The sequence below is a fragment of the Pseudomonas oryzihabitans NBRC 102199 genome (assembly GCF_000730625.1).
GTDB classification, from domain to species: domain Bacteria; phylum Pseudomonadota; class Gammaproteobacteria; order Pseudomonadales; family Pseudomonadaceae; genus Chryseomonas; species Chryseomonas oryzihabitans.
This window is the reverse complement of sequence record NZ_BBIT01000013.1, coordinates 261163-287313: the sequence shown is the minus strand read 5'-3', so window position 1 is coordinate 287313 and position 26151 is coordinate 261163. Positions and strand designations below refer to the sequence as shown.

At 66.3% G+C, this 26151-nt stretch carries 25 protein-coding genes; 8 read left to right on the top strand and 17 right to left on the bottom strand.

Annotation, left to right across the window (positions count from 1 at the left end):
* Positions 1-122: 122 nt before the first annotated feature.
* Together POR01S_RS15065 and POR01S_RS15060 are read right to left on the bottom strand one after the other, a co-directional pair.
* Positions 123-2261 carry a putative bifunctional diguanylate cyclase/phosphodiesterase gene (locus tag POR01S_RS15065; protein ID WP_169853363.1) on the bottom strand — a complete coding sequence of 713 codons (2139 nt, stop codon included), beginning with the start codon at positions 2259-2261 and terminating at the stop codon, positions 123-125.
* A 251-nt stretch (positions 2262-2512) separates the two neighbouring features.
* Positions 2513-3208: a YiaD family glycine zipper/OmpA-like lipoprotein gene (locus POR01S_RS15060; protein ID WP_042136767.1), complete on the bottom strand. Its 696-nt coding sequence runs from the start codon at positions 3206-3208 to the stop codon at positions 2513-2515.
* A 218-nt stretch (positions 3209-3426) separates the two neighbouring features.
* Here POR01S_RS15060 and POR01S_RS15055 point away from each other — a divergent pair, with 218 nt between their 5' ends.
* From POR01S_RS15055 to POR01S_RS15045, 3 genes are read left to right on the top strand one after another with little or no spacing between them, the layout of a single operon-like run.
* Positions 3427-3717, top strand: a complete 291-nt coding sequence (locus POR01S_RS15055) for an ArsR/SmtB family transcription factor (RefSeq protein WP_007161865.1) — start codon at positions 3427-3429, stop codon at positions 3715-3717.
* A gap of 16 nt (positions 3718-3733) precedes the next feature.
* On the top strand, positions 3734-4897 hold the full coding sequence (locus POR01S_RS15050; RefSeq protein ID WP_027598476.1) for an MFS transporter: 1164 nt from the start codon (positions 3734-3736) through the stop codon (positions 4895-4897).
* A gap of 15 nt (positions 4898-4912) precedes the next feature.
* Entirely contained in the window at positions 4913-5962 is a 1050-nt protein-coding gene (locus tag POR01S_RS15045) for an alkene reductase (RefSeq protein WP_042136764.1), read from the top strand.
* A 166-nt stretch (positions 5963-6128) separates the two neighbouring features.
* Here the strand turns inward: POR01S_RS15045 and POR01S_RS15040 are convergent, their stop codons facing one another.
* The 4 genes from POR01S_RS15040 to secA all read right to left on the bottom strand — a co-directional run bounded on the left by POR01S_RS15040 (position 6129) and on the right by secA (position 11941).
* Positions 6129-7076, bottom strand: a complete 948-nt coding sequence (locus tag POR01S_RS15040; RefSeq protein ID WP_042136763.1) for a Nudix family hydrolase — start codon at positions 7074-7076, stop codon at positions 6129-6131.
* Entirely contained in the window at positions 7073-7711 is a 639-nt protein-coding gene (locus POR01S_RS15035; protein ID WP_027598473.1) for a glutathione S-transferase family protein, read from the bottom strand. The genes POR01S_RS15040 and POR01S_RS15035 overlap by 4 nt, the downstream gene beginning before the upstream one ends.
* Positions 7712-7793: 82 nt before the next feature.
* Positions 7794-9011, bottom strand: a complete 1218-nt coding sequence (gene argJ, locus POR01S_RS15030) for a bifunctional glutamate N-acetyltransferase/amino-acid acetyltransferase ArgJ (RefSeq protein ID WP_042136760.1) — start codon at positions 9009-9011, stop codon at positions 7794-7796.
* 188 nt (positions 9012-9199) lie between these two features.
* The gene (gene secA / locus POR01S_RS15025; protein WP_027598471.1) at positions 9200-11941 is read right to left on the bottom strand and encodes a preprotein translocase subunit SecA; all 2742 of its coding nucleotides are present in this window, start codon (positions 11939-11941) and stop codon (positions 9200-9202) included.
* Between the two features lie 234 nt (positions 11942-12175).
* Between secA and POR01S_RS15020 the strand changes: the two genes are divergently transcribed.
* Entirely contained in the window at positions 12176-12652 is a 477-nt protein-coding gene (locus POR01S_RS15020; RefSeq protein ID WP_027602978.1) for a DciA family protein, read from the top strand.
* On the opposite strand, the gene POR01S_RS15015 is transcribed toward POR01S_RS15020, so the two are convergent.
* The 4 genes from POR01S_RS15015 to POR01S_RS15000 form a co-directional block, all read right to left on the bottom strand.
* Complete coding sequence (locus tag POR01S_RS15015) at positions 12649-12828, bottom strand: hypothetical protein (RefSeq protein WP_042136758.1); 180 nt, start codon at positions 12826-12828, stop codon at positions 12649-12651. The two genes, POR01S_RS15020 and POR01S_RS15015, sit on opposite strands and share 4 nt — an antisense overlap.
* A 211-nt stretch (positions 12829-13039) precedes the next feature.
* On the bottom strand, positions 13040-14032 hold the full coding sequence (gene yjiA, locus POR01S_RS15010) for a GTPase (protein WP_027602976.1): 993 nt from the start codon (positions 14030-14032) through the stop codon (positions 13040-13042).
* A gap of 57 nt (positions 14033-14089) precedes the next feature.
* The gene (locus POR01S_RS15005; protein ID WP_007162682.1) at positions 14090-14293 is read right to left on the bottom strand and encodes a YbdD/YjiX family protein; all 204 of its coding nucleotides are present in this window, start codon (positions 14291-14293) and stop codon (positions 14090-14092) included.
* A 12-nt stretch (positions 14294-14305) separates the two neighbouring features.
* Positions 14306-16363 carry a carbon starvation CstA family protein gene (locus POR01S_RS15000; RefSeq protein ID WP_042136756.1) on the bottom strand — a complete coding sequence of 686 codons (2058 nt, stop codon included), beginning with the start codon at positions 16361-16363 and terminating at the stop codon, positions 14306-14308.
* A 165-nt stretch (positions 16364-16528) separates the two neighbouring features.
* Between POR01S_RS15000 and POR01S_RS14995 the strand changes: the two genes are divergently transcribed.
* The 3 genes from POR01S_RS14995 (at position 16529) to POR01S_RS14985 (ending at position 19050) form a co-directional block, all read left to right on the top strand.
* Entirely contained in the window at positions 16529-17902 is a 1374-nt protein-coding gene (locus POR01S_RS14995) for a cache domain-containing protein (RefSeq protein ID WP_042136754.1), read from the top strand.
* On the top strand, positions 17899-18537 hold the full coding sequence (locus POR01S_RS14990) for a response regulator (RefSeq protein ID WP_027602973.1): 639 nt from the start codon (positions 17899-17901) through the stop codon (positions 18535-18537). The genes POR01S_RS14995 and POR01S_RS14990 overlap by 4 nt, the downstream gene beginning before the upstream one ends.
* Before the next feature lie 147 nt (positions 18538-18684).
* Positions 18685-19050: a PilZ domain-containing protein gene (locus tag POR01S_RS14985; RefSeq protein ID WP_042136752.1), complete on the top strand. Its 366-nt coding sequence runs from the start codon at positions 18685-18687 to the stop codon at positions 19048-19050.
* A 411-nt stretch (positions 19051-19461) separates the two neighbouring features.
* Here the strand turns inward: POR01S_RS14985 and POR01S_RS14980 are convergent, their stop codons facing one another.
* The 5 genes from POR01S_RS14980 to POR01S_RS14960 all read right to left on the bottom strand — a co-directional run bounded on the left by POR01S_RS14980 (position 19462) and on the right by POR01S_RS14960 (position 22701).
* Positions 19462-20172: a copper resistance protein B gene (locus POR01S_RS14980; RefSeq protein ID WP_042136750.1), complete on the bottom strand. Its 711-nt coding sequence runs from the start codon at positions 20170-20172 to the stop codon at positions 19462-19464.
* A gap of 86 nt (positions 20173-20258) precedes the next feature.
* Positions 20259-21620, bottom strand: coding sequence for a DNA repair protein RadA (radA, locus tag POR01S_RS14975; RefSeq protein ID WP_027598463.1), 1362 nt, complete (start codon positions 21618-21620; stop codon positions 20259-20261).
* A gap of 119 nt (positions 21621-21739) precedes the next feature.
* Entirely contained in the window at positions 21740-22009 is a 270-nt protein-coding gene (locus tag POR01S_RS14970) for a PA2433 domain-containing protein (protein WP_007162689.1), read from the bottom strand.
* Between the two features lie 148 nt (positions 22010-22157).
* Positions 22158-22367, bottom strand: a complete 210-nt coding sequence (locus POR01S_RS14965; RefSeq protein ID WP_007162690.1) for a hypothetical protein — start codon at positions 22365-22367, stop codon at positions 22158-22160.
* Between the two features lie 94 nt (positions 22368-22461).
* The gene (locus POR01S_RS14960; RefSeq protein ID WP_007162691.1) at positions 22462-22701 is read right to left on the bottom strand and encodes an HP1242/YdcH family protein; all 240 of its coding nucleotides are present in this window, start codon (positions 22699-22701) and stop codon (positions 22462-22464) included.
* A gap of 226 nt (positions 22702-22927) precedes the next feature.
* Here POR01S_RS14960 and mscL point away from each other — a divergent pair, with 226 nt between their 5' ends.
* A complete protein-coding gene (gene mscL, locus POR01S_RS14955; protein WP_042136748.1) occupies positions 22928-23377 on the top strand; it encodes a large-conductance mechanosensitive channel protein MscL in 450 nt (149 codons plus the stop codon).
* 153 nt (positions 23378-23530) lie between these two features.
* On the opposite strand, the gene POR01S_RS14950 is transcribed toward mscL, so the two are convergent.
* A complete protein-coding gene (locus POR01S_RS14950) occupies positions 23531-25084 on the bottom strand; it encodes a TerC family protein (RefSeq protein WP_027598462.1) in 1554 nt (517 codons plus the stop codon).
* A 232-nt stretch (positions 25085-25316) separates the two neighbouring features.
* Positions 25317-26093 carry a ferredoxin--NADP reductase gene (locus POR01S_RS14945; RefSeq protein ID WP_042136747.1) on the bottom strand — a complete coding sequence of 259 codons (777 nt, stop codon included), beginning with the start codon at positions 26091-26093 and terminating at the stop codon, positions 25317-25319.
* Positions 26094-26151: the final 58 nt, after the last annotated feature.

Genomic DNA, 26151 nt, shown 5'->3' with positions numbered 1-26151 from the left:
CGTTCAGTGGCAGGCGTGGTTTGGCTGGCCAGGGGAGCACCGCCGGCTCTGGCGCGGCGCCTGCTCGACGGCCTGCGCCGATGGACGGAGGGGCCTGCCCCTGGAGCAGGCCGTCAGCGCGCCTAGAGCGTGGGCTCGGGGCGTCGGGCGGTCCAGTCCACCTGCTGGGGAAAGCGACCGGTCACCTCGGCGCTCAGCGGCCGGGAGACCAGGAAGCCCTGCATGATCTCGCAGCCGTGCTCGATCAGCCAGTCGCGCTGTTCCAGGGTCTCCACCCCTTCGGCGATGACCTCCAGATCCAGGTTGCGACCCAGTTCGAGGATGGTGCTGACGATGGCGGCGTCGCGGGAGGAATCCAGCATGTTGGCGATGAACAGCTGATCGATCTTGAGGGTGTCGAGTTCGAAGTGGCGCAGATAGGCCAGCGAGGAATAGCCGGTGCCGAAGTCGTCCACCGCGATGCGCACGCCGAGGGCGCGCAGTTGCGACAGCTGGGCGCGGGTGTAGTCGATGTCGTGCATCAGCGCCGACTCGGTCACCTCGATTTCCAGCTGCTCGGGTCGCAGCCCATGGGTCTCGATGATCTGGCGCAGGCTTTCCGCCAGTTGCGGCATGCCGAACTGCACCGGACTGAGGTTGATGCTCAGCAGCAATTCGTCGCCATAGATTTCCTGCAGGGACTGCAGCTTGGTCGCGCCTTCGCGGAAGATCCAGTCGCCGATGCGGTTGATCAGCCGGGTCTCTTCCAGCAGCGGGATGAAGACGCTCGGCGAGACCTTGCCGGCCACCGTGTGCTCCCAGCGCAGCAGCGCCTCGAAGCCGCGGAGACGGCCGTCGCGCAGATAGACCTGCGGCTGGTAGGCGAGCACGAAGTCCTTGTTGTCGATGGCGTTGCGCACGCTTTCTTCGAGCATCAACCGGGAACGGGCGCGGCCGTTCATGTCCGGCGAGAAGAAGCGGTATTGCTGGCGCCCGCCGCGCTTGGCCTCGTACATGGCGATGTCGGCGGATCTCAGCAGGCCGTCCACGGTATGGCCGCAGTCGGGATAGCTGGCGATGCCGATGCTGGCGCCCAGGCTGACTTCCATGCCGTCGATGCGATGCACCGTGGCCAGCAGCTCCAGCAGCTTCTCGGCCACGCGGGCAGCGTCCTCCGGATGCTCCAGGGAATCGAGCAGCGCGGTGAATTCGTCACCGCCCATGCGCGCCAGGATGTCGTAGGGCCGCATGCAGCTCTTGAGCTGCTCGGCGACGATGCACAGCACCCGATCCCCGGCTTCGTGACCGAGGGAATCGTTGATGCGCTTGAAGCCGTCGAGATCGATGTAGAGCACCGCCATGCGCTTGCCGTTGCGGCCGCTGCGCGCCAGCGCCGCTTCCAGCGTCTGGTTGAAGCCGCGGCGATTGAGCAGACCGGTCAGGGCATCGGTGACGGCCTGGGATTCCAGCTGGTCCTGCAGCTCGCGCATGCGCGACATGTCCAGGGCGATGATGACCATGGCCCGCTGCATGCGCGGCAGCGGCGCGCAGGACAGCGCCACCGGCAGGCTGTCGCCACGATTGGTGCGCAGGCGGGCATCGTGCAGGCGATAGGTCTCGCGGCGGTCGTAGTGCTCCATGAAGGGCGAGGTCTGCCAGTCGTCGAGACCGCTGCCGCCTTCGAGAAAGTCGAGGAAATTGGCGTGCACCAGGTCGCTGACGCTGCATCTCAGCATGCGGGCGATGGCGGCGTTGGCGAAGGTCACCCGACCCTGTTCGTTGACGGTAAGGATGCCTTCGGCGGCATTGTCGAGCAGCGAATCGCTGAAGGACTTGGCCAGTTCCAGCTGCTGGGTGGCCTGCAGCAATTCGCGGCGATTGCGCTCGTGATCGAGCAGCGAGCGCACCTTGTGCCTGAGGATATTGGGATCGACCGGCTTGAGCAGATAGTCGACCGCGCCGGTGGCATAGCCCCGCAGGACCGATTCGTAGGAGTGGGCTTCGGCGGAGACGAAGATGATCGGGGTGAAGCGGGTGCGCAGGTTGCTGCGCATGATGCGCGCCACCTCGAAGCCGTCCATGATCGGCATCTGGACGTCGAGCAGCACCAGATCCACGGTTTCGTCCAGCAGGTATTGCAGGGCACGCTCACCCGAAGCGGCCGTGATCACCCGCCAGTTTCCGACCTCCAGTACCGCCTGCATGGCGAGCAGATTCTCCAGGCGGTCGTCGACCACCAGCAACACCGGACCTTGCTCTGTCTGCGGCAACGGGCACTCCATCAAGCCTCTTCTCCCCGCGGCCTCTGCCGCCGTGCAGCAGCCATGCGCGGCTGGCTACCTCTTCCCGTCGTGACCGTTATGCGACGCGTCGCTCTCAACCCTACTAGGGTAGCAGCCGGACAGGGGTCTGCCGCCTGCCGATTGGCAGGCGGGACCCTTCGCGACGTCTATCAGAGCGCAAAATGAAAAAGCAGTTTCCGCCAGGCTGCACGAAGGCGCGGAAACTGCCGGTCGCCGGCGACGAGCGGTCGCTACTGGGCGGGGGTGCCGGTGGCTCCGGGCAGGGGGCGCAGATTGACCTCGACACGGCGATTCTGCGCGCGGCCATCGGCGGTGGCGTTGCTGGCGATGGGTGCATCGGGACCGGCGCCCCGGGTGCTCAGGCGCGCCGCGGGTACGCCCTGGGCGGTCAGGTAGCCGGCAACGTTCTGCGCCCGGCGCTGGGACAGCTCGACGTTGTGGGCACGGCTGCCGGTGCTGTCGGTGTAGCCGACGATCTCGATGCTGTTCTGATCGAATTGCTTGAAGGAATTGGCCAGATCGTTCAGCGGCTTGTAGAAGCTGTTGGCGATATCGGCGGAATCGGTGGCGAAGGTGATGTTGCCGGGCATGATCAGCTTGATGTCGTCGCCCTGGCGCTGCACCTCGACGCCGGTGTTTTCCATCTGCCGGCGCAACTCGGCTTCCTGGCGATCGGCGTAATAGCCGTAACCGGCGGCGGCCGCACCCACGGCGGCGGCGCCGATCAGCGCACCCTTGCCGCGGTGGTTGTGATCGATGGCGGCACCGGCGACGGCACCGGCCAGGGCGCCCAGGCCACCGTACTTGGCGGTCTTGGAGGTACCACCGCTGGCCTGACCCTGGTTTTCGTAGGGATTGGGGGATGCGCATCCGGCCAGGGTGGCCAGGGCCAGGCTGGCGAGAAGGATACGGGTGGGCAGCACCATGTCTTTGCTCCTTGGAAATCCATTGCGGCGAATGGGGCCGCACCCGGCAATTCTAGCCGCGTGATCTGAATCGCAACTGAACGAAGCGGCGCTCGCGGACACTTATCGCGATAGTGAGCCTCTAAGTCCGCGATAGGCAGAATCGAAGATGGATAGCTTGCATATCGATTTTTAGCGATCTAAGGTTCGTTACAACCCAATATGACGATGCGACCGTGATGGACGAGATCCTCAAAGCCCTGGCCAATCCCCTGCGCCGCCAGATCCTCGGCTGGCTGCGCGATCCCCGGCAGTATTTCCCGCACCAGGAACACGACCTGGGTACGGGCGTCTGCGCCGGACAGATCGAAGCCCGTGCCGGACTCTCGCAGTCCACGGTCTCGGCCCACCTGGCGGTGTTGACCCGGGCTGGCCTGGTCACCACGCGGCGCATCGGCCAATGGGTGTTCTACCAACGCGACGAGGCCGCCATCCAGGCCTTTCTGCAACGTCTCGCCCGCGAACTCTAGTCTGCAAGGAATCCTGATGCCCGCTTCTCTCATCGTGCTGGCGCTGAGCGCTTTTGCCATCGGCACCACCGAATTCGTCATCATGGGGCTGCTACCCAACGTCGCCGCCGATCTCGGCGTGTCCATTCCCAGCGCCGGCTGGCTGGTCACTGGCTATGCCTTGGGCGTGGCCGTCGGCGCACCCTTCATGGCACTGGCCACGGCCCACTGGCCGCGCAAGCGCGCCCTCCTCGCGCTGATGGGCATCTTCATCGTCGGCAATCTGCTCTGCGCCATTGCCAGCGGCTACAACATGCTGATGCTGGCGCGGGTGGTCACCGCTCTCTGCCATGGCGCCTTCTTCGGCATCGGCGCGGTCGTGGCGGCGAGCCTGGTCCCGGAAAATCGCCGCGCCTCGGCGGTGGCCCTGATGTTCACCGGCCTGACCCTCGCCAATGTGCTGGGCGTGCCCCTGGGTACCGCCCTCGGCCAGGCCGCCGGCTGGCGCTCGACCTTCTGGGCGGTGGTGGCGATCGGCGTGGTCGCCCTGATCGGTCTCTGGCGGGTGCTGCCGGCCGACCGCAACCAGCCGCGCGCCGACCTGCGCCGGGAATTGCTCGCCCTGCGCGGCCTAGGCTTCTGGCTGGCGCTGTCGATGACGGTGTTCTTCGCCGCCTCCATGTTCGCCCTCTTCACCTATGTGGCGCCGCTGCTGCAGGAGGTCACCGGCGTCTCGCCGCGTGGCGTCACCGGTACCCTGCTGCTGATCGGTCTGGGCCTGACCCTGGGCAACTTCATCGGCGGTCGCCTGGCGGACTGGCGCTTGGCCACCAGCCTGGTGGGCATCTTCGTGGCCCTGGCCCTGACCTCCGCCGCCCTGCGCTGGACCGGTCAGGCCTTCCTGCCCGCCGAGATCACCCTCTTCCTCTGGGCCGCGGCCGCCTTCGCCGCCGTGCCGGCCCTGCAGATAAACGTGGTCACCTTCGGCAAGGACGCGCCGAACCTGGTCTCGACCCTCAACATCGGCGCCTTCAACGTGGGCAATGCCCTCGGCGCCTGGGTCGGCGGCCTGGTGATCGACCACGGCCTGGGTCTTACCGCGGTACCCCTCGCCGCCAGCGGGCTCGCCCTGCTGGCCCTTATCGCCACCCTGCTGACCGCCAGCCAGGCCCGCAAGAGCGGCCTGGCGACCGCCAGCTAATCAAGAGAGCTAGCCATGACTCAGCTGTTCGACCCGATCAAGATCGGCGCCCTGGAACTGCCCAACCGCGTCATCATGGCGCCCCTCACCCGTTGCCGCGCCGAACCGGGTCGGGTCCCGGGCGACCTGATGGTCGAGTACTACGTGCAACGCGCATCCGCCGGCCTGATCATCACCGAGGCCACCTCGGTGGACCCCATGGGAGTGGGCTATCCCGACACCCCCGGCATCTGGTCCGACGAGCAGGTGGCCGGCTGGCAGCGCGTCACCACCGCCGTGCACAAGGCCGGTGGCCGCATCGTGCTGCAACTCTGGCACGTGGGCCGCATCTCCGATCCCAGCTATCTCGACGGCGAACTGCCGGTGGCGCCGAGCGCCATCGCCGCCCAGGGGCACGTCAGCCTGCTGCGCCCTAAGCGTGACTATGTCACCCCGCGGGCGCTGGAAACCGCCGAGATCCCCGGCATCGTCGCCGCCTATCGCCATGGCGCCGAGAACGCCAAGCGCGCCGGCTTCGACGGCGTCGAGGTCCATGGGGCCAATGGCTATCTGCTCGACCAGTTCCTGCAGAGCGACACCAACCAGCGCACCGACAACTACGGCGGCTCCATCGAGAATCGCGCTCGGCTGCTGCTGGAAGTGACCGATGCCTGCATCGACGTCTGGGGCGCCGATCGCGTCGGCGTGCATCTGTCCACCCGTGGCGACATGCACACCATGGGCGACAACGACCCCACCGCCACCTTTGGCCATGTCGCCCGCGAGCTGGGGCAGCGCCAGGTCGCCTTCATCTGCATCCGCGAAGCGGCCGGCAGCGACAGCCTTGGCCCGGACCTCAAGGCGGCCTTCGGTGGCGTCTACATCGCCAACGAGAAATTCGACAAGGCCAAGGCCAATGCCTGGCTGGACGAAGGCAAGGCCGATGCCGTGGCCTTTGGCGTGCCCTTCATCGCCAACCCGGACCTGCCGCAACGCCTGGAACAAGACGCCGCGCTGAACGAGCCGCACCCGGACACCTTCTACAGCAAGGGCCCGGTCGGCTACATCGACTATCCGCGGCTGTAGGTTTTTCCGTGGATAAAAAAGCCCGCCGGTTGGCGGGCTTTTTTTGTGCCGATATCGCGGCCATGGCGGTCCGCCGATGCGGCCGCTCCTACAGGTGTTCGGTGCCCCTGTAGGAGCGGTCGCTACGGCGCACCGGCATGGCCGCGATTGGATTACACCATTTGTCTCAAACGCCCCCAGGCCAGAACGCCCGGATTGCCGCCACGCCCTGGGCGCCGGCCTGCCAGGCGCTGGTGAGGTCGTCCTCGCCCAGCCCGCCCAGCAGATAGGCCGGCAGATTGCAGTCGGCCAGCAGCTGCTGGGCCTTGACCCAGCCCAGGGTCGGGGCGCCGGGGTGGCTGGCGGTGGGCATCACCGGCGACAGGGTGACGAAGTCCACGCCCATCTGCTGGGCCAGGGCCAGTTCCTCGGCGTCATGGCAGGAAGCCGCCAGCAGACGGTGCTCTGGAAAAGGCCGGCCATTGGGCGCATAGCGGCGCAACTGCTCGGCGGTCAGGTGCCAGCCAGCCGCGGGAAAATCCCCCAGCCACTCCAGCGGCCCCTTGAGCATCAACTGGGCGCGGCCGGTGCAGAGGCCCTGGACGTCGCCGGCCAGGTCGCGGTACTGGGGATCGAAGTTGTCCGGCGTGCGCAGCTGGACCAGGCGGATGCCGCTGTCCAGCGCCCGGTGCAGGCCATTGAGCAATTCCGCGGTGGTCAGCTCGCCGGGGGTGATGAGGTAGCGCTCGGGCAGCCGCGCCGCCTGGACGATGAGCCGGTTGGCCGCCGGGAAGTCGTAGTCGGCCAGTTCGCGAGGCGCGACCCAGGCCAAGGGCTGGCCTTCGGCGCCATGGGCGTCACCGGTGAAGGCGTCCACCTGCCAGACATCCAGCAGTACCGCCTGGTCGGGATAGTCGTGGCGCACCTGTAGCAGCGGCCGCGCCCTTGTGACCTGGATGCCCAGCTCCTCGGCCAGTTCGCGGGCCAGGGCCGCGGCCGGGGCCTCACCGGCCTCGACCTTGCCTCCGGGGAATTCCCAGAGACCGCCCTGGTGCTTGTGCGCCGGGCGCTGGGCGATGAGGATCCGGCCCTGGGGGTCGCGGATCACCGCGGCGACGACATGCAGACGAGTCATGCGCTCTGCTCCTCGGTTTCGGCCTCCGCCAGCCAGCGCTGGAAGGCCGGCCAGGCGTAGATGGTTTCGACATAGGCGGCCGCCTCGGCCGACAGTTCCACCCCGTAACTGCGGAAGCGACTGGCGACCGGGGCATAGAAGGCATCGGCGATGGTCGGCGTACCGAACAGATAGGGACCCTGCTGGCCGTAGCGTTCGCGGCATTCGCGCCACAGGCGCTGGATGCGCTGGATGTCTTCCACCGCCTCGGCGGTGGTCGACTTCAACCGCTGGCGGCGACGCAGATCCATGGGCAGCTCGCGGCGCAAGGCCAGGAAGCCGCTGTGCATCTCGGCGCACAGCGCCCGGGCATGGGCGCGGGCCAGCGTCTCGGCGGGCCACAGCCCGGCGTCGGGATAGGCCTCGGCGAGGTATTCGACGATGGCCAGGGAATCCCAGATGGTGCCCTCGGCCAGCTTGAGCACCGGCACCTTGCCGGTGGGCGACTGGGCCTTGAGCAAGGCGCGGCTGTTGGGCGCATAGAGCGGGATCGACACCTCTTCAAAGGCGGCGCCGCTGAGCTCCATGGCCAGCCAGGCCCGCAACGACCAGGAGGAGAAATTCTTGTTGCCGATCACGAGTTGCAGCTGGGACATGCGGGGATTCCTCGAAACGATGCGGCCCGCGAGGACCGCCGCAGGCGCCCGCCGGAGCGGACGCCAAGGCGTCGGGTAGCCGTCAGGTACGGTACTCGGCGTTGATCTTCACATAGTCGTGGGAGAGGTCGGTGGTCCAGATGGTCTCGCTGTGGCTGCCGCGACCCAGCTCGATGCGGATCTCGATCTCGGCCTGGGCCATGACCCGCGCGCCCTGCTCTTCCGTATAGGTGGCCGCGCGACCGCCCTGCTGGCAGATCTGCACGCCACCCAGGAAGACGTCGATCAGGCTGACGTCCAGCTGGGGCACGCCGGCCCGGCCGACGGCGGCGAGGATGCGCCCCCAGTTGGGATCGGAGGCGAACAGCGCGGTCTTGATCAGCGGCGAATGGGCCACGGCGTAGCCGACGTCCAGGCATTCCTGGGCATTGCCACCGCCATTGACCTGCACGGTGACGAACTTGGTGGCACCCTCGCCGTCACGCACGATGGCCTGGGCCAGTTCGGCGAATACCGCGAACACCGCCTCGTGCAGCTGCTCGAAGGCCGCGCCGTTGGGCTGGGTGATCTCCGCCATGGCCGCCTGACCGGTGGCCACCAGCATGCAGCAGTCGTTGGTGGAGGTGTCGCCGTCGATGGTGATGCGGTTGAAGGAGCGGTTGGCGGCGTCGGCCAGCAGATCCTGCAGCAGGCCCCGGGCGACCTTGGCGTCGGTGGCCACGTAGCCGAGCATGGTCGCCATGTTCGGCTTGATCATGCCGGCGCCCTTGCTGATGCCGGTCACGGTGACGGTGGTGCCGTCCACCTGGAACTGGCGGCTGGCGCCCTTGGGCAGGGTATCGGTGGTCATGATGCCCGTGGCGGCGGCGGCCCAGTTGTCCTCGGCCAGATCGGCCAGGGCGGCCGGCAGCGCGGCTTCGATCTTTTCCACCGGCAGCGGTTCGCCGATCACGCCGGTGGAGAACGGCAGTACCGCCTCCTCGCCGACGCTGGCCAGGGTCGCCAGGGTCTTGGTGGTGCGCTCGGCCGCGGCCAGGCCGGGCTGTCCGGTACCGGCGTTGGCATTGCCGGTGTTGGTCAACAGGTAACGCACGGGGCCGGCGAAGCGCTGACGGGCAATGATCACCGGGGCCGCGCAGAAGGCGTTCAGGGTAAAGACCCCGGCCACGCTGGAGCCTTCGGCACAGCGCATCACCACCACATCCTTGCGCCCGGGGCGCTTGATGCCGGCAGAGGCGATACCGAGTTCGAAACCGGGAACCGGGTGCAGCGTGGAGAGCGGACCGAGACCGACAGCCATGGGAAAACTCCAGTGAAAGAAAAGGAAACGCCGCGAGCGGAAAACCGGTCGCGGCGTGGAAAGCAGCCTTCCAGCGCTCGCCTCGCCCAGCCGGGGCAAGGGGCGCAAACAGCCTAGCGGGTGGAGTTTACAACCTGTCGGCGGCTATGCCGACAGGTTGCCGTCGCCTCGACTGCCTGGGCAGGCCCTCAATCGAGCTTGCCGTGGCACTGCTTGTACTTCTTGCCGGAACCACAGGGGCACGGCTCGTTGCGACCGATCTTCTGGTCATTGCGCTGGGGCTGCAAGGGCACCACGGTGTCTTCGCCCTGCTCGTCCTCGAGCACCTCGGGGTCGACCAGCGAAGGCGCCTCGGCATGCTGGAACTGCATGCGCTCGGCCATGGCCTCGGCCTCGCGGCGCATGCGCTCCTCTTCCTCGGCCGGATCCTCGCGACGCACCTGGACATGGGACAGGACGCGGATGGTGTCGCGCTTGATGCTGTCCAGCAGCTCCTGGAACAGGGTGAAGGACTCGCGCTTGTATTCCTGCTTGGGGTTCTTCTGGGCATAACCGCGCAGATGGATACCGTGGCGCAGGTGGTCCATGGTGGTGAGGTGGTCCTTCCAGAGGTCGTCGACCACCCGCAGCAGCATCTGCTTCTCGAAGTTGCGCAGGGCCTCGCGACCGGCGAGGTCTTCCTTTTCCATGTAGGCGGCTTCGAGCTGCTCGAGGATCTTCACCCGCAGGGTGTCCTCGTACAGCTTGTCGTCTTCGTCCAGCCACTGGCCGATGGGCAGTTGCAGGCCGAAGACGCTGTACAGCTCGGCCTCCAGGCCGGGGATGTCCCACTGCTCGGGCAGCGATTGCGGGGGGATGTGTTCGTTGATCACCTGGGTCAGGGTTTCCTCGCGGAAGCCCTTGATGGTGTCGCCGACGTCTTCGTTGGCCAGCAGGGTATCGCGCATGTGATAGATCACCTTGCGCTGCTCGTTGGCCACGTCATCGTATTCCAGCAACTGCTTGCGGATGTCGAAGTTGCGGCCTTCGACCTTGCGCTGCGCCTTTTCGATGGCGTTGGTGACCATGCGGTGCTCGATGGCCTCGCCGCCCTGCATGCCCAGGGCCTTCATGAAGTTCTTCACCCGGTCGGAGGCGAAGATGCGCATCAGGCTGTCTTCCAGCGACAGGTAGAAGCGGCTGGAACCCGGGTCGCCCTGGCGACCGGCACGGCCGCGCAGCTGGTTGTCGATCCGGCGGGATTCGTGGCGTTCGGAGGCGATCACGTGCAGGCCGCCGGCGTCGATGACCTGCTTGTGGCGCGCCTGCCAGGCGGCCTTGATCGCGGCAATCTGCTCCTCGGAAGGATTCTCCAGGGCCGCGACTTCCACTTCCCAGTTGCCGCCGAGCAGGATGTCGGTACCGCGACCGGCCATGTTGGTGGCGATGGTCACGGCGCCCGGACGCCCGGCCTGGGCGATGATCTCGGCTTCGCGTTCGTGGTACTTGGCGTTGAGCACCTTGTGCTCGATGCCGGCCTGGGTCAGCAGCTGGTCGACGTACTCGGAGCTCTCGATGGAGGCGGTACCCACCAGCACCGGGCGGCCTTCGGCCTGGCACTGCTTCACGTCCTCGATGATGGCCTGGTACTTCTCGGCCTGGGTCAGGTAGACCAGGTCGTTGAAGTCCTTACGGGCGATCTCGCGGTGGGTCGGGATGACCAGCACGTCGAGGTTGTAGATCTGGCGGAATTCGAAGGCCTCGGTGTCGGCGGTGCCGGTCATGCCACCGAGCTTGTTGTAGAGGCGGAAGTAGTTCTGGAAGGTGGTCGAGGCCAGGGTCTGGCTCTCGGGCTGGATCGGCAGTCCTTCCTTGGCCTCGATGGCCTGGTGCAGGCCTTCGGAAAGGCGGCGACCCGGCATGGTCCGGCCGGTGTGCTCGTCGATCAGCAGCACCTGGTCCTGCTGGACGATGTACTCGACGTTGCGATGGAACAGGGTGTGGGCGCGCAGACCGGCGAACACGTGGGTCAGCAGGCCCAGGTTGTGCGCCGAGTAGAGGCTCTCGCCCTCGGCCAGCAGCCCGGCCTCGGTGAGCATCTCCTCGATGTACTGGTGACCCAGCTCGGTGATCTCCACCTGGCGGGTCTTTTCATCGATGGTGTAGTGGCCGACCTGGGTCGGATTGCCTTCCTCTTCCTCGATGTGCTGCTGCAGACGCGGGATCAGCTGGTTGATCTTCTGATAGAGCTCGGAGCTGTCTTCGGCCTGACCGGAGATGATCAGCGGGGTCCGGGCTTCGTCGATGAGGATGGAGTCCACCTCGTCGACCACCGCGAAGTTCAGCTCGCGCTGGTACTTCTCGGCCATGCTGAAGGCCATGTTGTCGCGCAGGTAGTCGAAGCCGAATTCGTTGTTGGTGCCGTAGGTGATGTCCGAGGCGTAGGCGGCGCGTTTCTCTTCCGGCGGCTGGAACGGCAGGATGATGCCCACCGACAGGCCGAGGAATTCGTACAGTGGCCGCATCCAGTTGGCGTCGCGGCGGGCCAGGTAGTCGTTCACCGTGACCACGTGGACGCCCTTGCCGGACAGCGCATTGAGGTAGACCGGCAGGGTACCCACCAGGGTCTTGCCCTCACCGGTGCGCATCTCGGCGATCTTGCCTTCGTGCAGCGCCGCGCCACCGATCAGCTGGACGTCGAAGTGGCGCATGCCCATGACGCGCTTGCCGGCCTCGCGGACCACGGCGAAGGCTTCCGGCATCAGGGCATCGAGGGACTCGCCCTTGGCCACGCGCTGCTTGAATTCCTCGGTCTTGGCGCGCAGTTGCTCGTCGCTCAAGGAGGCAATCTGGGATTCCAACGCATTGGTGGCCACCACGACCTTGCCTAGGCGTTTGACATCTCGTTCGTTCTTGCTTCCAAAGAATTTCTTCAACAAAGGCGCAAACATATCGACTGGAATTCTTCCGCTGGAATGAGGGGAGCGAAACGGGCGGCAAGGCCTCTGCAGAGCCTGGCCAGACGCCTGGGCGCGGGGGTTGAGACCCGCGGTGTCCCGCGATGGTAATCGGGCATTCTACTCGGAAATGCCGATGAGGAAAGAACGACGGGCCCCCAGCCGCCAGGACGCCAGAGCGATCTGTTACCATCGGCGTCTTCTCTTCGCCCATCGCGAGTCCTGCGCATGGCCTTTCGCCCTCTCTCCGCCGTCGCTCCCGCTGCCCTGCTGCGCCAGGCCAAACCGCTCAAGTCGCTGTTTCGCGAAGCCGAGCGACTGGGGCGCCTGCAACAGTTGCTGGAAGAACAGCTGCAACCGGCTGCCCGCCCCCACTGCCGGGTGGCCAGCTGGCGCGAGGGCACCCTGCTGCTGGTAGTCAACGACGCCCACTGGGCGACGCGACTGCGTTACCAGCAGCGCCGCCTGCTCAGACTGCTGCAGCAGGCGCCGGAATTCGCCGGCCTGATGCGCCTGCAATTCAAGATGCAGCCGAGTCCCGGCGTCGCCACCCGGGTCCGGCCGGTGCGCCAGGTCAGTCAGGTGGGCGCCGACAGCCTGCGCGACGTGGCCGCCGGCATCCGCGATCCCAAGCTCAAGGCGGCTTTGGAACGCCTGGCCAGTCGCGCCGCGCCCAAGGCGCCTGCCGCGGACGGCGACGCCTAGGGCCAGCCCACCAACAGCCGCCCGGCGATGCCGGCCAGACTGCCCATGACGACCAGGGCGATGCGCCGCGCCCAGCGGCGCGCGCGCGTCTCCCGGTGCGGCAACAGGTGATCGATCAGCAAGGCGCCCAGCAGGATCAGGCCACCGGTGGCCAGGGCTTGCCATAGCAGGAGCATGCAGAGCGTCCTCGGTGAGGGATATTTCGTTCGGTGGCGCTACGCCTCGTCCGGCGTCATTGACCGGGTTGCCGCCACCCCATTGGCGCCGACACCGCGCTCAGGCATGGCCGGACGCCCGGATCGCTGAAGCCCGTATCGAAGGCGCTCTGGGATTCTGCGCCCCGCGGCGCTATCCGTCCTGATTTTGTTGCTAACGATCCAGCCCGCCTCAGGTGCGTGCCACCGCCCGCTCGAAGGCGGCGCGGATGCGCTCTTCCGGCAGGTCCATGCCGATCAGCACCACGCGGCTTTCGCGTTCCTCGTCGGCCAGCCAGTCACGCTCCCAGTCGGCGGCATAGATCTGCTGCACGCCCTGGAACAGCAGGCGGCGCTCCTCGCCGGCGATATTGAGCAGCCCCTTGTAGCGCAGCAGGTCGCAGCCAAGGGTGTCGAGCAGCATCTCCATGACCTTGCCGATCTTGTCCTGATCGTAGGGGCGCGACTCGCGGATGGCGATGGACTGGATGCGCTCGGTGAGGCTGACGGCTTCCGACACCGGGCGCAGCGGGCGAAACAGCGTGGGCGGCGCCAGGTCTTCGTCGTGCAGGTTGAAACCGCGGATGTCCAGCAATTCGGCCAGCTCGATGCGGCCATGATCGACATGGCGGATGGGCGCACGGCGATTGATGCGCTGCAGGCGATTCTCCAGCGCCTCGACGGCGGCCGGCTCGGCCAGGTCGAGCTTGGTCAGCAGCAGGCGGTCGGCGAAACCGATCTGCGCCTGCAGCAGCGGATCGCTCAGTTGCTCGCTGGCGTGGACGGCGTCCACCAGGGTCAGCACCCCATCGAGCAGATAGCGCTCGCGCAGCAGGTCGTCGGTAAAGAAGGTCTGGGCCACCGGACCGGGATCGGCGAGACCGGTGCATTCCACTACCAGGCGCTCGAAATCCAGTTCGCCGCTGTCCAGCCGCTCCAGCAGCACGGTCAGGGCATAGGCCAGGTCCTTGCTGCCGGTGCAGCAGACGCAGCCGTTGGCGACCTTCATCAGTTGTACGGCGCCAGCGTCTTCCAGCAATTCGCCGTCGACGTCGAGGGCGCTGAATTCGTTTTCGATCACGGCGATCCTGAGGCCGTGCTCGGCCTGCAGGATGTGCTTGAGCAAGGTGGTCTTGCCGGCGCCGAGAAAGCCGGTCAGGACGGTGACGGGGATGGGTTCGTGCATGGCAACTCCAGACAGAAAGAGGCCGGGCTCGAGGCCCGGCCTGGAGGAGACCCTGGGTCAGCAGCAGCGTATGGCGCCGGACTTGCCGCCACCGTAACGCGCTTCCTGGCGCTCGCGGAAGAAGGCTTCGTAGCTCATCACCGGCTGGTCCGGGTGCTTGCCGCGCATGTGCTCGACATAGGTGTCGTAGTCGGGCATGCCCACCAGCATCTTGGCGGCCTGCCCCAGGTACTTACCCATGCGACCCAGGTCATTGAACATAGGGATTCTCCTTTAAACGCCCGCGGCCGGCTGGAACGGGGTCTCGCGATCGCTGCGCTCGGGCTTGGCCAGGGCGGCGCGACCGACCTTGATGGAAAAGAACAGGATGCTCATCACCACCACCAGGAACAGCACCGAGAGGGTGGCGTTGGTGTAGGCGTTGAAGACGATGTGCTGCATCTGCTCCATGCTCTTGGCCGGGGCGATCACCTGGCCCTGGGCCATGGCGGTGCTGTACTTCTTGGCCAGGGCCAGGAAGCCGACCGCCGGATTCGAATCGAACAGCTTGATCAGGCTGGCGGTGGTGGTGCAGATCAGCAGCCACACCGCCGGCACCAGGGTCACCCAGACATAGCGCTGGCGCTTCATCTTGATCAGCACCACCGAGCCCAGCATCAGGGCGATACCGGCGAGCATCTGGTTGGAGATGCCGAACAATGGCCAGAGGGTGTTGATGCCGCCCAGCGGATCGACCACGCCCTGGTACAGCAGCCAGCCCCAGAGGGCGACGCAACCGGCGGTGCCGATGACGTTGGCAGTCCAGGAGTCGGTGCGCTTCAGCGCCGGTACGAAGCTGCCCAGCAGGTCCTGCAGCATGAAGCGTCCGGCGCGGGTGCCGGCGTCCACCGCAGTCAGGATGAACAGCGCCTCGAACAGGATGGCGAAGTGGTACCAGAAGGCCATGGTGTTCTCGCCCGGCAGCACGTTGTGCATGATCTGGGCGATGCCCACCGCCAGGGTCGGCGCACCACCGGCACGGGCCAGGATGGTGTGCTCGCCGATCTCGGTGGCGGTGGCCTGCAGCATCTCGGGCGTCACCACGAAGCCCCAGGTGCTGATCTTGGCGGCCACCGACACCACGTCGGCGCCGACCACGGCGGCCGGGCTGTTCATGGCGAAGTAGACGCCCGGCTCGATCACCGAGGCGGCGACCATGGCCATGATGGCGACAAAGGACTCCATCAGCATGGCGCCGTAGCCGATGTAGCGGGCATGGGTTTCCTTGGCGATCAGCTTGGGGGTGGTGCCCGAGCTGATCAGGGCATGGAAGCCGGACACCGCGCCGCAGGCGATGGTGATGAACAGGAAGGGGAACAGGGTGCCCTTCCACACCGGACCGGTGCCGTCGACGAACTGGGTCAGGGCCGGCATTTTCAGCATCGGCATGGTCACCAGGATGCCGATGGCCAGGGCGATGATGGTGCCGATCTTGAGGAAGGTGGACAGGTAGTCACGCGGGGCCAGCACCAGCCAGACCGGCAGCACGGCGGCAACGAAGCCGTAGCCGATCAGCATCCAGGTGATCTGCACGCCGGTGAAGGTGAAGGCCGGACCCCAGACCGGATCGGCGGCGACCAGGCCACCCACCCAGATGGAGGCCAGCAGCAGTACCACGCCGATCAGCGAGATCTCGCCGATGCGCCCGGGGCGGATGTATCTCATGTAGACGCCCATGAACATGGCGATCGGCAGGGTGGCGATCACGGTGAACATGCCCCACGGGCTCTCGGCCAGGGCCTTGACCACGATCAGCGCCAGCACCGCGAGGATGATGATCATGATCAGGAAGCAGCCGAACAGGGCGATGGTGCCGGGGATGCGCCCCATCTCCTCGCGCACCATGTCGCCCAGAGAGCGGCCGTTGCGGCGGGTGGAGAGGAACAGGATCATGAAGTCCTGCACCGCGCCGGCAAAGACCACCCCGGCGATCAGCCAGAGGGTGCCGGGCAGATAGCCCATCTGGGCGGCGAGCACCGGGCCTACCAGCGGACCAGCGCCGGCGATGGCAGCGAAGTGGTGGCCGAAGAGGATGTGCTTGTTGGTGGGGACGTAGTCCAGGCCGTCGTTGTTGAGCACGGCGGGCGTGGCTCTTTTGGCGTCCAGGCCCATCACCTTGGTGGCGATGAACAGGCTGTAGTAGCGGTAGGCAACGAGGTAGATCGCCACGGCGGCGACCACGATCCAGAGGGCGTTGATCGCTTCGCCTCGACTCAGCGCCACGGTACCCAGCGCGAAGGCGCCCAGTACGGCAACGGCGAACCAGGCAAGATGGCTGGCCATTCGGGTCATGCTTGTTCTCCTGCCGCGCACCAGTGGCCGCGGCGATACTTGTTATTGTGAGAGCCCACAGCGGAGCCATATTACTATCGGCGGCTCGACGCGACAGCGAAATTCGCAGAACTACCCAAGGCCCGCTACGTAGTTCTACGTAGCCGCCAGCCCGGACAGGTGCCGATGCAGCTCAAATACAAGATGGTCGCCCTCGGACTGCTGCCGCTGCTGCTGGCGGTGGCCGCGGTCTGCCTGGTGGTCCTGGAACAGAGCCAGCGCCTGGGCGAGCAGCAGGCACGGCTGCTCGAACACAGCATCCTCGGCAGCAAGAAGACCGAGTTGCGCAACTATGTGGAGATGGGCGTCAGTGCCATCCAGCCGCTGTACGGCAGCGGTCGCGACGACGAGGAGACCAAGGCCAGGGTACTGGCGCTGCTGGCCAGCCTGAATTTCGGCAGCGACGGCTACTTCTTCGTCTACGACCAGCATGGCCGCAATCTCATGCACCCGCGCCAGCCCGAGCTGGTCGGCCAGGATCTCTGGCAACTCACCGACGGCAACGGCCTGCTGGTGATCCAGGCGCTGCTGCGCAGTGCCAGCCAGGGCGACGGCTTCCAGCGCTATGGCTGGCAGAAGCCCTCCAGCGGCCAGATGGCGGAAAAGCTCGCCTACGTGACCCAGCTGCAGCGCTGGGGCTGGGTGCTGGGCACCGGCCTCTATCTGGACGACGTGGACGCCGCCCTCGCCCAGGTGCGCCACGACGTGGCCGCTGGCATCCGCACCACCCTGCTGGCCAGCGCCGGGGTGGCCCTGGTGGCGGTGCTGCTGGTGTTCGCCGGCGGCCTGACGCTCAACGTCAGCGAGCACCGCCTGGCCGATCGCAAGCTCAAGCAGCTGACCCAGAGACTCATCACCTCCCAGGAAGAGGAAAGATCGCGGCTGTCGCGGGAATTGCACGACGGCATCAGCCAGCTGCTGGTGTCCATCAAGTTCCAGTTCGAACTGGCCAGCCGCGAACTGGGGACCGGCAAGCCCAGCGCCGGCGAGACCCTGCGCGAAGGCACCCAGCGCCTGGCCGCCGCCATCGGCGAGATCCGCCGCATCTCCCACGACCTGCACCCTTCGCTGCTGGATACCCTCGGCCTGCCCGCGGCGCTCGGGCAGCTGGTGGAGGAATTCCGCCAGCGCAGCGGCCTGGACGTGGACTATCGGCAGACCCTGGACGACAGCACCGCCGGCGGCGACATGGACGTCGCCCTGTTCCGCATCGTCCAGGAGGCCCTGACCAACATCGAGCGCCACGCGGCGGCGCGCAAGGTCGTCATCGACCTGCAGCGCCGCGGGCGCTGGATCTGCCTGACCGTGCACGACGACGGTCGGGGCTTCGATACCGGCCAGGTGGAACATCTCAGCGGCGGCATCGGCCTGCGCAACATCCGCGAGCGGGTGGAGCTATTCGGCGGTCGCTGCGCCATCCAGTCCGGCCCCGGCGGCACGACCCTGGACGTGGTTCTGCTACGCTCGGACCTCCCGGCCGACGAGGAAAGCCCGACATGACGCCCATCCGCATCCTCCTGGTCGACGACCATGCCCTGGTCCGCGCCGGGGTGCGGGCGCTGCTGGGCACCATCGAGCGCTTCGTCGTGGTCGGCGAGGCCGGCAGTGGTGCGGAAGCCCTCGACCTGCTGGCGCGGCTCGATCCGGACATCCTGCTGGTGGACATCGGCCTCAAGGACATCAACGGCCTGGAGCTGACCGCCCTGATCGCCGAACGCGCCCCGCGCGCCCGGGTGCTGATCCTGAGCATGTACGACAATCGCGAATACGTGAGCACCTCGTTGCGGGTCGGCGCGGCCGGCTATGTGCTCAAGGATGCGCCGTCCGAGGAGATCATCGCCGCGGTGGAAGCCCTGGCGGTCGGCGGGCGCTTCTACAGCAGCGCCATCGCGGCCCGCCTGGGCGAAGGGGGCACCAGTGACGGCGACCTCACCCCGCGGGAGCGCCAGGTGCTGCTGCTCATGGCCCAGGGCCTCAACAACAAGACCATGGCCCAGCAGCTTGGGCTCAGCGTGCGCACGGTGGAAACCCACCGCCTGAGCATCCGCCGCAAGCTGGACATCCAGAAGCCGGCCGATCTGGTCCGCCATGCGCGCGAGTACGGCTGGCGCCCGGAGGGCACCTCCAACGTCTGACGAATTGGGCCGCTGCTCGCCCCCTGGCGACCAATGAGCCCTCTCGTCCTGGCCCCACCGGCCGCCGCCGGCTACCCTTCCAGGCGCAGTCGATACGGGACGGCCACGGTCGTCTACAGTGATCAGGAAACCTCAGGAAGCCCTTCCATGAACGACACCAACGAGCGTCGCCGCTTTACCCGCTTCACCTTCGATGCCCCTGCCCAGTTGCACCAGGGTGAGCGCCAGTGGGCAGCGCCCGTGGACGACATCTCGCTCAAGGGCGTGCTGCTGGCGCGGCCTGCCGACTGGTCGGCCCAGCCGAGCGCGGCCTATCAGCTGCGCATCCTGCTGAACGACGAGGCCCAGGTGAGCATGGACGTGGAGCTGGTACGGGAAACCCCGGAGCAGTTGGCCTTCGCCTGCCGCCAGATCGATCTGGATTCCATCAGCCACCTGCGCCGCCTGGTGGAGCTGAACCTGGGCGACGAAACCCTGCTGGAACGCGAACTGGCGGCGCTGGGTTCGCCCTAGGTCTTGGGGTCGACGGTACTGGCTAGCGCTCTATCGTCTGTGCCGATTGCGGCTTATCGCGGTCGCGGGGTGCTCCTACAGGTGTAGGCAGACAGCTGATCGCGATCCTGAAGCCGATGGAGATGAACACCTGCACGGATAGCCCCCTCTCCCCTCGGGAGAGGGTTGGGGTGAGGGTGTCCCTCGCCGCGAAGGCCCAGTGGAAAAGGCTGCGCCGTTTTCCACGCTACTGCTCTGCTTGATCTCTATCGCGGCCATGCCGGTGCGCCTTAGCGATCGCTCCTACAGGTACACGGAAAGCGCTGCAGGAGCGGCCCGTGGCCGCGATAGAACAGCCAGGTCACCTCTGCCTACCCCCTGAGCGAGGGCGCCTGTCCGAAGCGAAGGGCGAAGTCTTCCGTAGGACCGGGCCTAGAACTCCAGGTGCAGACCCACCACCAGGCGAGCGTCGTGGGTGTCTTCGCCCTCTTCCCGCGCCATGGCGGCGGTGTTGCCGTGGGTGGCGTTCCAGGACACCCCGACATAGGGCGCGACCTCCGGGGTCACCTGGTATCTCAGGCGCAGCCCGGCTTCGCTTTCGGCGAAACCGGCGCCCTGGCCGCGGGACTCGTCGTTGCGGCCGTAGAAATTGAGTTCGGTGTGGGGCTGGAGGATCAGCCGCTGGGTCAGGGCCCAGTCGTATTCGGCTTCCAGGCGCAGGGCGGTCTGGCTGTTTTCGCCAAAGAAGGCGGTGATCTCGATGTCGAGATCCTCGGGATCGTGTTCCTGGATGCCCAGGGCTGCCCAGGTCTGCGGCGAGCCGGGTTTGAAATCCTGGCGGATGCCGGCCACGCTGCCCCAGCCCTTGGCCAGGGCGTGACCCCAGAGCGCCTGCACCTCGGCCTGCTCGGTGTGGCCGTTGGTACGCTCGCCCTGGCTGCGAAAATCCAGGCGATTGGCGCCGCCGCCCAGGGCCCAGCCTTCCAGATCCCAGTTGAAGACGCTGCCTTCGTCGGCGTGCTGCCACTCCAGCTGATCCACCTCCAGACTGGCCGGCGCGGAGCTGCTGGGATCGGCGGCCTGGACCAGGGCACTGGTAGCGAAGCCGGCAAGGAATACGGAAAGCGGGAGCAGACGAGACATGGCGGGTATCCAGGGTCATGGAAGCGCCTGATAGACCACCCTGCCCCGCCGAGAGTTTTAAAAAATATTACAAAAGCCGCCCAGGGCTATTCGAACAGGGCATCCAGCGCCTGCTCCAGACGCGTCACCGCGACCACCTGCAAGCCGGGTGGCGGGTCCTTGGGCGCATTACCCTTGGGCACGATGGCCCGCTTGAAGCCGTGCTTGGCCGCCTCCTTGAGCCGTTCCTGGCCACTGGGCACCGGGCGGATCTCACCAGACAGGCCGATCTCGCCGAACACCAGCAGGTCGTGCGGCAGGGCGCGGTCCCTCAGGCTGGAGATCACCGCCGACATCAGCGCCAGGTCCACCGCCGTCTCCAGCACCTTGACCCCGCCGACCACGTTGATGAAGACGTCCTGATCGTAGGTGGGAATGCTGCCATGGCGGTGCAGCACCGCCAGCAGCATGGCCAGGCGATTCTGGTCCAGGCCCACGGTGACCCGCCGCGGATTGGCCAGGTGACTGGTGTCCACCAGGGCCTGCACCTCCACCAGCATCGGCCGCGAGCCCTCCCAGGTCGCCATGACCACGCTGCCGGCCACCGCCTCCTGGGCCCGGTTGAGAAAGATCGCCGAAGGGTTGGAGACCTCCTTGAGGCCCTTGTCGGTCATGCCGAACACGCCCAGTTCGTTGACCGCGCCAAAGCGGTTCTTGACCGCTCTCAGCATGCGCAGGCGGCCGTCGGATTCGCCCTCGAAATAGAGCACGGTGTCGACCATGTGCTCCAGCACCCGCGGTCCGGCCAGGGCGCCTTCCTTGGTGACGTGGCCCACCAGGAAGATGGCGGTGCCGGTCTGCTTGGCGAACCGCACCAGCAGCGCTGCGCTCTCGCGTACCTGGGCCACGCCGCCGGGCGCGGACTGCAGCTGCTCGGTGAAGATGGTCTGGATGGAGTCGATCACCATGACCCGCGGCTTTTCCTGGCGGGCGGTGGCGACGATGGACTCGATGCAAGTCTCGGTCATGACCTTGAGCTTGTCTTCCGGCAGGCCCAGGCGGCGGGCACGCATGGCCACCTGCTGCTGGGATTCCTCGCCGGTGACATAGAGCGCCGGCATGCGCGCGGCCAGGTGGCAGAGGGTCTGCAGCAGGATGGTGGACTTGCCGATGCCGGGATCGCCGCCGATCAGCACCACGGAGCCATCCACCAGGCCGCCACCCAGCACCCGGTCGAGTTCGGTGGAATCGGTGGTGAAGCGCGGGGTTTCCTCGACGCTGACCTCGGCCAGGGTCTTGATGGTCGCCTGGGCTCCGGCCCAGCCGGCGCGTCCGGAAGGGACAGCGGAGGTCTCGACGACGGTTTCCACCAGGGTGTTCCAGGCGCCGCACTCACCGCACTGGCCCGCCCACTTGGGAAAGGTGGCGCCGCATTCGGTGCAGCCGTAGAGACGCTTGGCCTTGGCCATGGCGGAATTCTCCAGTCGAGAAGGGAAGACCTCCAGCATAACACGACTGGATGCATAGACAGTAAAAAGGCGCACTCCCGCGGGGGAGCGCGCCTTTTCTCGAACGGCAGGCTTGGGCCTTAGTTGCCCTCGCCACCCGGCTGACGCAGCATGGTCAGGGCCTGGTTGGCCTGCGCGATGCACTTCTTCTCGTCACCGGCTTTCTGGGCAGCCATGGCGTTCTTGCGGAATTCGGCGATCTGCTGGGCCTGGGAACTGCCCGGGCCGATCATGTTGGTCTTCATCTTGCTGGCATCGTCCAGCTTCTGCAGCTGGACCGCGCACAGATCCTTGGCGAATACGGGGGCGGCGGCAAACATCATCAGGGCGATCAGGGCGGTACGCTTCATGGGGACATCCTCGTTGAGAGGGCCAGGTAGGCCGGATAAACCTCGCTCACCCCGCGAAAGTAGCCTGGGGTAACCCATTGACCGCCGGGCACCGCTGGTCGTTCATCGCGCTGTCATCAGGCTCTGCAGGGGGTTCGCCGATCAGCCGCTAGTGCTTGAGCGTCGACACCATTTCCGCCTCGCCACGCAACCAGACGGGCAACGCCTGTTGCCAGCGCTGCTGTTCGAGCAGTTGCAGGTCGGCCAGCAACCGGCTGTATTCGGCGAATTCGAGCTGCACGCGACGGCGCTGGGCTTCCACGGCCGCCTCGGTGATCCACAGGTGCCACTGCTGGTACATCGCCACTTCGTCGGTCATCGGCTCCTCTCCTGGGAGGCCATGATGGCAACGCCAGCGGCTCTTGCCAATCGCGCCAGGCAGGGCTCGACGCTGCCGGTCGAGCCCGGTACGGCTAGGACGGGTATTTCAGCTGCTGAGCGATCTTGTCCTTGAGCAGGACGCGCTCGCGGCGCAGGCGACCCAGTTCCTCGTCGCCACTGGATTCTTCCACTTCCTCCAGATCGAGGATCTGCTGGTCGAGCTTGGCGTAGTCTTCCAGCAGCTTGGCGAAGGCCGCATCGGTCTGCGGACGGCTGTCCAGCTGCTCGGCGTACTCGGGAAAGTCTTTGTGCAGGTCGTGTTTGGCAACCATCAGGGGCTCCTTGGGGACGAGAGGTGGAGGTCGCGAGGGTTGCTGCCCTCGGCGTACAAGGGTGGACCCGGCCCCTTCGACAAAGTGCGACAGCCGCGACCAGTTGCCGATCGCGCGGCGATTTGCCGCTTCCGGGGAACCTGGAGACCGTTAGCAGGGTTCCAAACCCGAGCGAAGCGAGCACAATCGTCTATCGTCTCTTCGAAACCATCCAAAGGAGTGCAGCATGAGCATCATTGCCGAGTTCAAGAAATTCGCCATGAGAGGCAACGTGGTCGACCTGGCGGTCGGCATCATCCTGGGCGCGGCTTTCGGCAAGATCGTGTCGTCCTTCGTGGCCGACATCATCACGCCGCCGCTGGGTCTGTTGCTGGGGGGTGTGGATTTCTCGCAACTGGCGATCACCCTGAGGGCCGCCGTGGGTGACCAGCCAGCCGTGGTCATGTCCTACGGCAAGTTCCTGCAGACCATCTTCGACTTCGTGATCATCGCCTTCGCCATCTTCATGGCGATCAAGGTTCTCAACCGCCTGCGCCTGCACCAGGATGCCGCCCCGGCCGGTCCGACCAAGGACCAGGTGCTGCTGACCGAGATCCGCGACCTGCTGAAGGAGCAGAACAGCAAGGCGACCGAGGTTCCCGTGGTGAAGCAGGAACCGCCGGTCAACCCGCTGTAAGCCTTTCAAAGGCGGCTGCGCGTCGGCCAACCTGCGTTGAAAATGGCTTCGGAATGCTCATTTACCACTTGTAAACTCCGCTTCCTCAGCCATTTTCGCCTTGTTTGACTCTAGCTCGCAGCCTTTGAACAGGCTTACAGAACGCCCGCCTCGCTAGGAGGCGGGCCGCTCCAGGCGGATCCAGCCGATCCGCCGATCCTTGACCGATTCCACGGTCAGCTGCCAGCCCTGGTATTCCAGGCGATCACCGGCCACCGGCAGGCGTCCCAGCAGGTCCACCACCAGGCCGCCGAGGGTCTGGTAGTCCTCGTTTTCGGCGATCTGGAAACCGGTGCGCTGGGCCAGGGGATGCAGGTTCAGGCCGCCGCTGGCGCGATAGCCGTTCTCCACCTTTTCCAGTTCCGGCAGGCTCTCCTCGCTGGCATCCGGCAATTCGCCGGCGATGGCCTCGAGGATGTCGGTCAGGGTCAACAGGCCTTCGAAACCACCGAATTCATTGACCACGAAGGCCACGTGGGTCGAGGCGGCGCGCAGCTGTTCCAGAGCGCCCAGTACCGTGGCCTGGGCCGGCAGGTGGATGGGGGTGCGCACCCGGGCACGCAGATCCGGCGACTGGCCTTGCAGGATGTCGGCGAACAGCTCCTTCTTGTGCACATAGCCCAGGGGTTCGTCGATGTTGCCGTTGACCACCAGCGGCAGGCGCGAGTGGGCCGAGGCCAGCAATTGCTCGCGCAGCCGTTCCGGGGCGGCGTCGGCATCGAGGATGTCGACGTCGGCGCGGGCGGTCATCACCGTGCGCACCGGGCGCTCGCCCAGTTGCAGCACGCCGCTGATCATCAGGCGCTCGCGGCGATCGAAGACCGGGCCTTCGCCCTTCTCGCCTTCCATCAGCTCGGCGATGTCCTCGTCCACCTCGTCTTCGCGCAGGCGACCGCCCAGCAGCCGCAGCACGGCCTGGGAGGTCCGCTCGCGCATGCCGAGCCGCTCGTGCAACTGGCGCTTGCGCTTCCAGCGCACCACCTGGTTGGCCAGCTCGATGAGGATCGAGAAGCCGATGGCGGCATAGAGGTAGCCCTTGGGAATGTGGAAGCCCAGGCCTTCGGCGGTCAGGCTCAGACCGATCATCATCAGGAAGCCCAGGCACAGCATGATCACCGTGGGGTGGGCGTTGACGAAGGCGGTCAACGGCTTGCTCGCCACCAGCATCAGACCGATGGAGATGATCACGGCGATCATCATCACGCTCAGGTGCTCGACCATGCCCACGGCGGTGATGACGGCGTCCAGCGAGAACACGGCGTCAAGCACCACGATCTGCGCGACCACCGGCCAGAAGGCCGCGTAGGCGCGATTGCCACCGGTCTTGTGGGTGTGGCCCTCGATGCGTTCGTGCAACTCGGTGGTGGCCTTGAACAGCAGGAAGATACCGCCGAACAGCATGATGAGGTCACGGCCGGAGAAGGCCTTGCCGAAGACCTCGAACAGCGGCTCGGTGAGGGTCACCATCCAGGAGATGCTGGCCAAGAGGCCCAGACGCATGATCAGCGCCAGCGACAGGCCGATCACCCGTGCCTTGTCACGCTGCGCGGGCGGCAGCTTGTCGGCGAGGATGGCGATGAACACCAGGTTGTCGATGCCCAGGACGATTTCCAGGACGATCAGGGTGAGGAGTCCCAACCAGGCGGTGGGATCGGCGATCCATTCCATTAGCGGGATGCCTCCGCGATAGAGGGCCGAACGGCCGCGGAGGAAGAAAGACGGTAGGGGGTGTCAGCCGCACCTGGCCTGGGGGCCGGGGGCGGCTCGGATCTGTCACTGCTCATCGGGACTCGGAAAGTAGCCTTGGAAATTCCGATCCTAGAGCAAGGTGGGGCCAAAGCTAAAGGCCCAACCTTTTCCAATTGTGAAGAAAACGTAAAGACGCCGGTGGTGGCCCCTGTTACCAGTAGTTTTCCACCGCCACCTGCCCGGGTCGGCGACTCAGGGCCAGCTGTAGATCGCGGGTCTTGAGCAGCTGGCGGGTGTCGTCGACCATCTCCGGATTGCCGCAGATGAGGATGCGCGAGTGCTCGGGCGAGAGTTCGACGCCGGCGGCGCGTTCCAGCTCGCCGTTCTCGATCAGGGTGGTGATGCGGCCACGCAGGGCGCCGGGGTGATCCTCGCGGGTAACCACGGGAACATAGACCAGGCGGTCGGTGAGACCTTCGAGGTGCTCCACCTCGCCGTAACCGCGGATGACCTCCTGATAGGCCAGATCGCGGGCTTCGCGCACGCTGTAGACCAGCACGATGCGCTCGAAGCGCTCCCAGGTATCGGGCTCCTGCAGCATCGACAGGAAGGGCGCGAGGCCCGTGCCGGTGGCCAGCAGCCAGAGATCGCGACCGCCGCCGAAGCGCTCCAGGGTGAGATAGCCATAGGGCTGCTTTTCCATCAGCAGTTCGTCGCCCTCGCGTAGGCGGCTCAGTTCGCTGGTGAAGGCGCCACCCGGCACCACGATGGAAAAGAATTCGAGGAAGTCGTCGTGGGGCGCCGAGACCATGGAGTAGGCCCGCCAGACGATGTCGCCATCGGCCTTGCGCACGCCCAGCCGGGCGAACTGGCCGGCGCGAAAGCGATAGCGCGGATCGCGGGTGGTCCTCAGGCTGAAGAGGTTGTCGCTCCAGGGCCAGACGGCGGTGATCGTCTCGCGGGTGAACTTGTCTTCGGTGGCGGTCATACTGGCCTCTTTTTCCCGATTGCTTGGCGCCATTGTCCCGCAGTGAGCCGCCGATAAA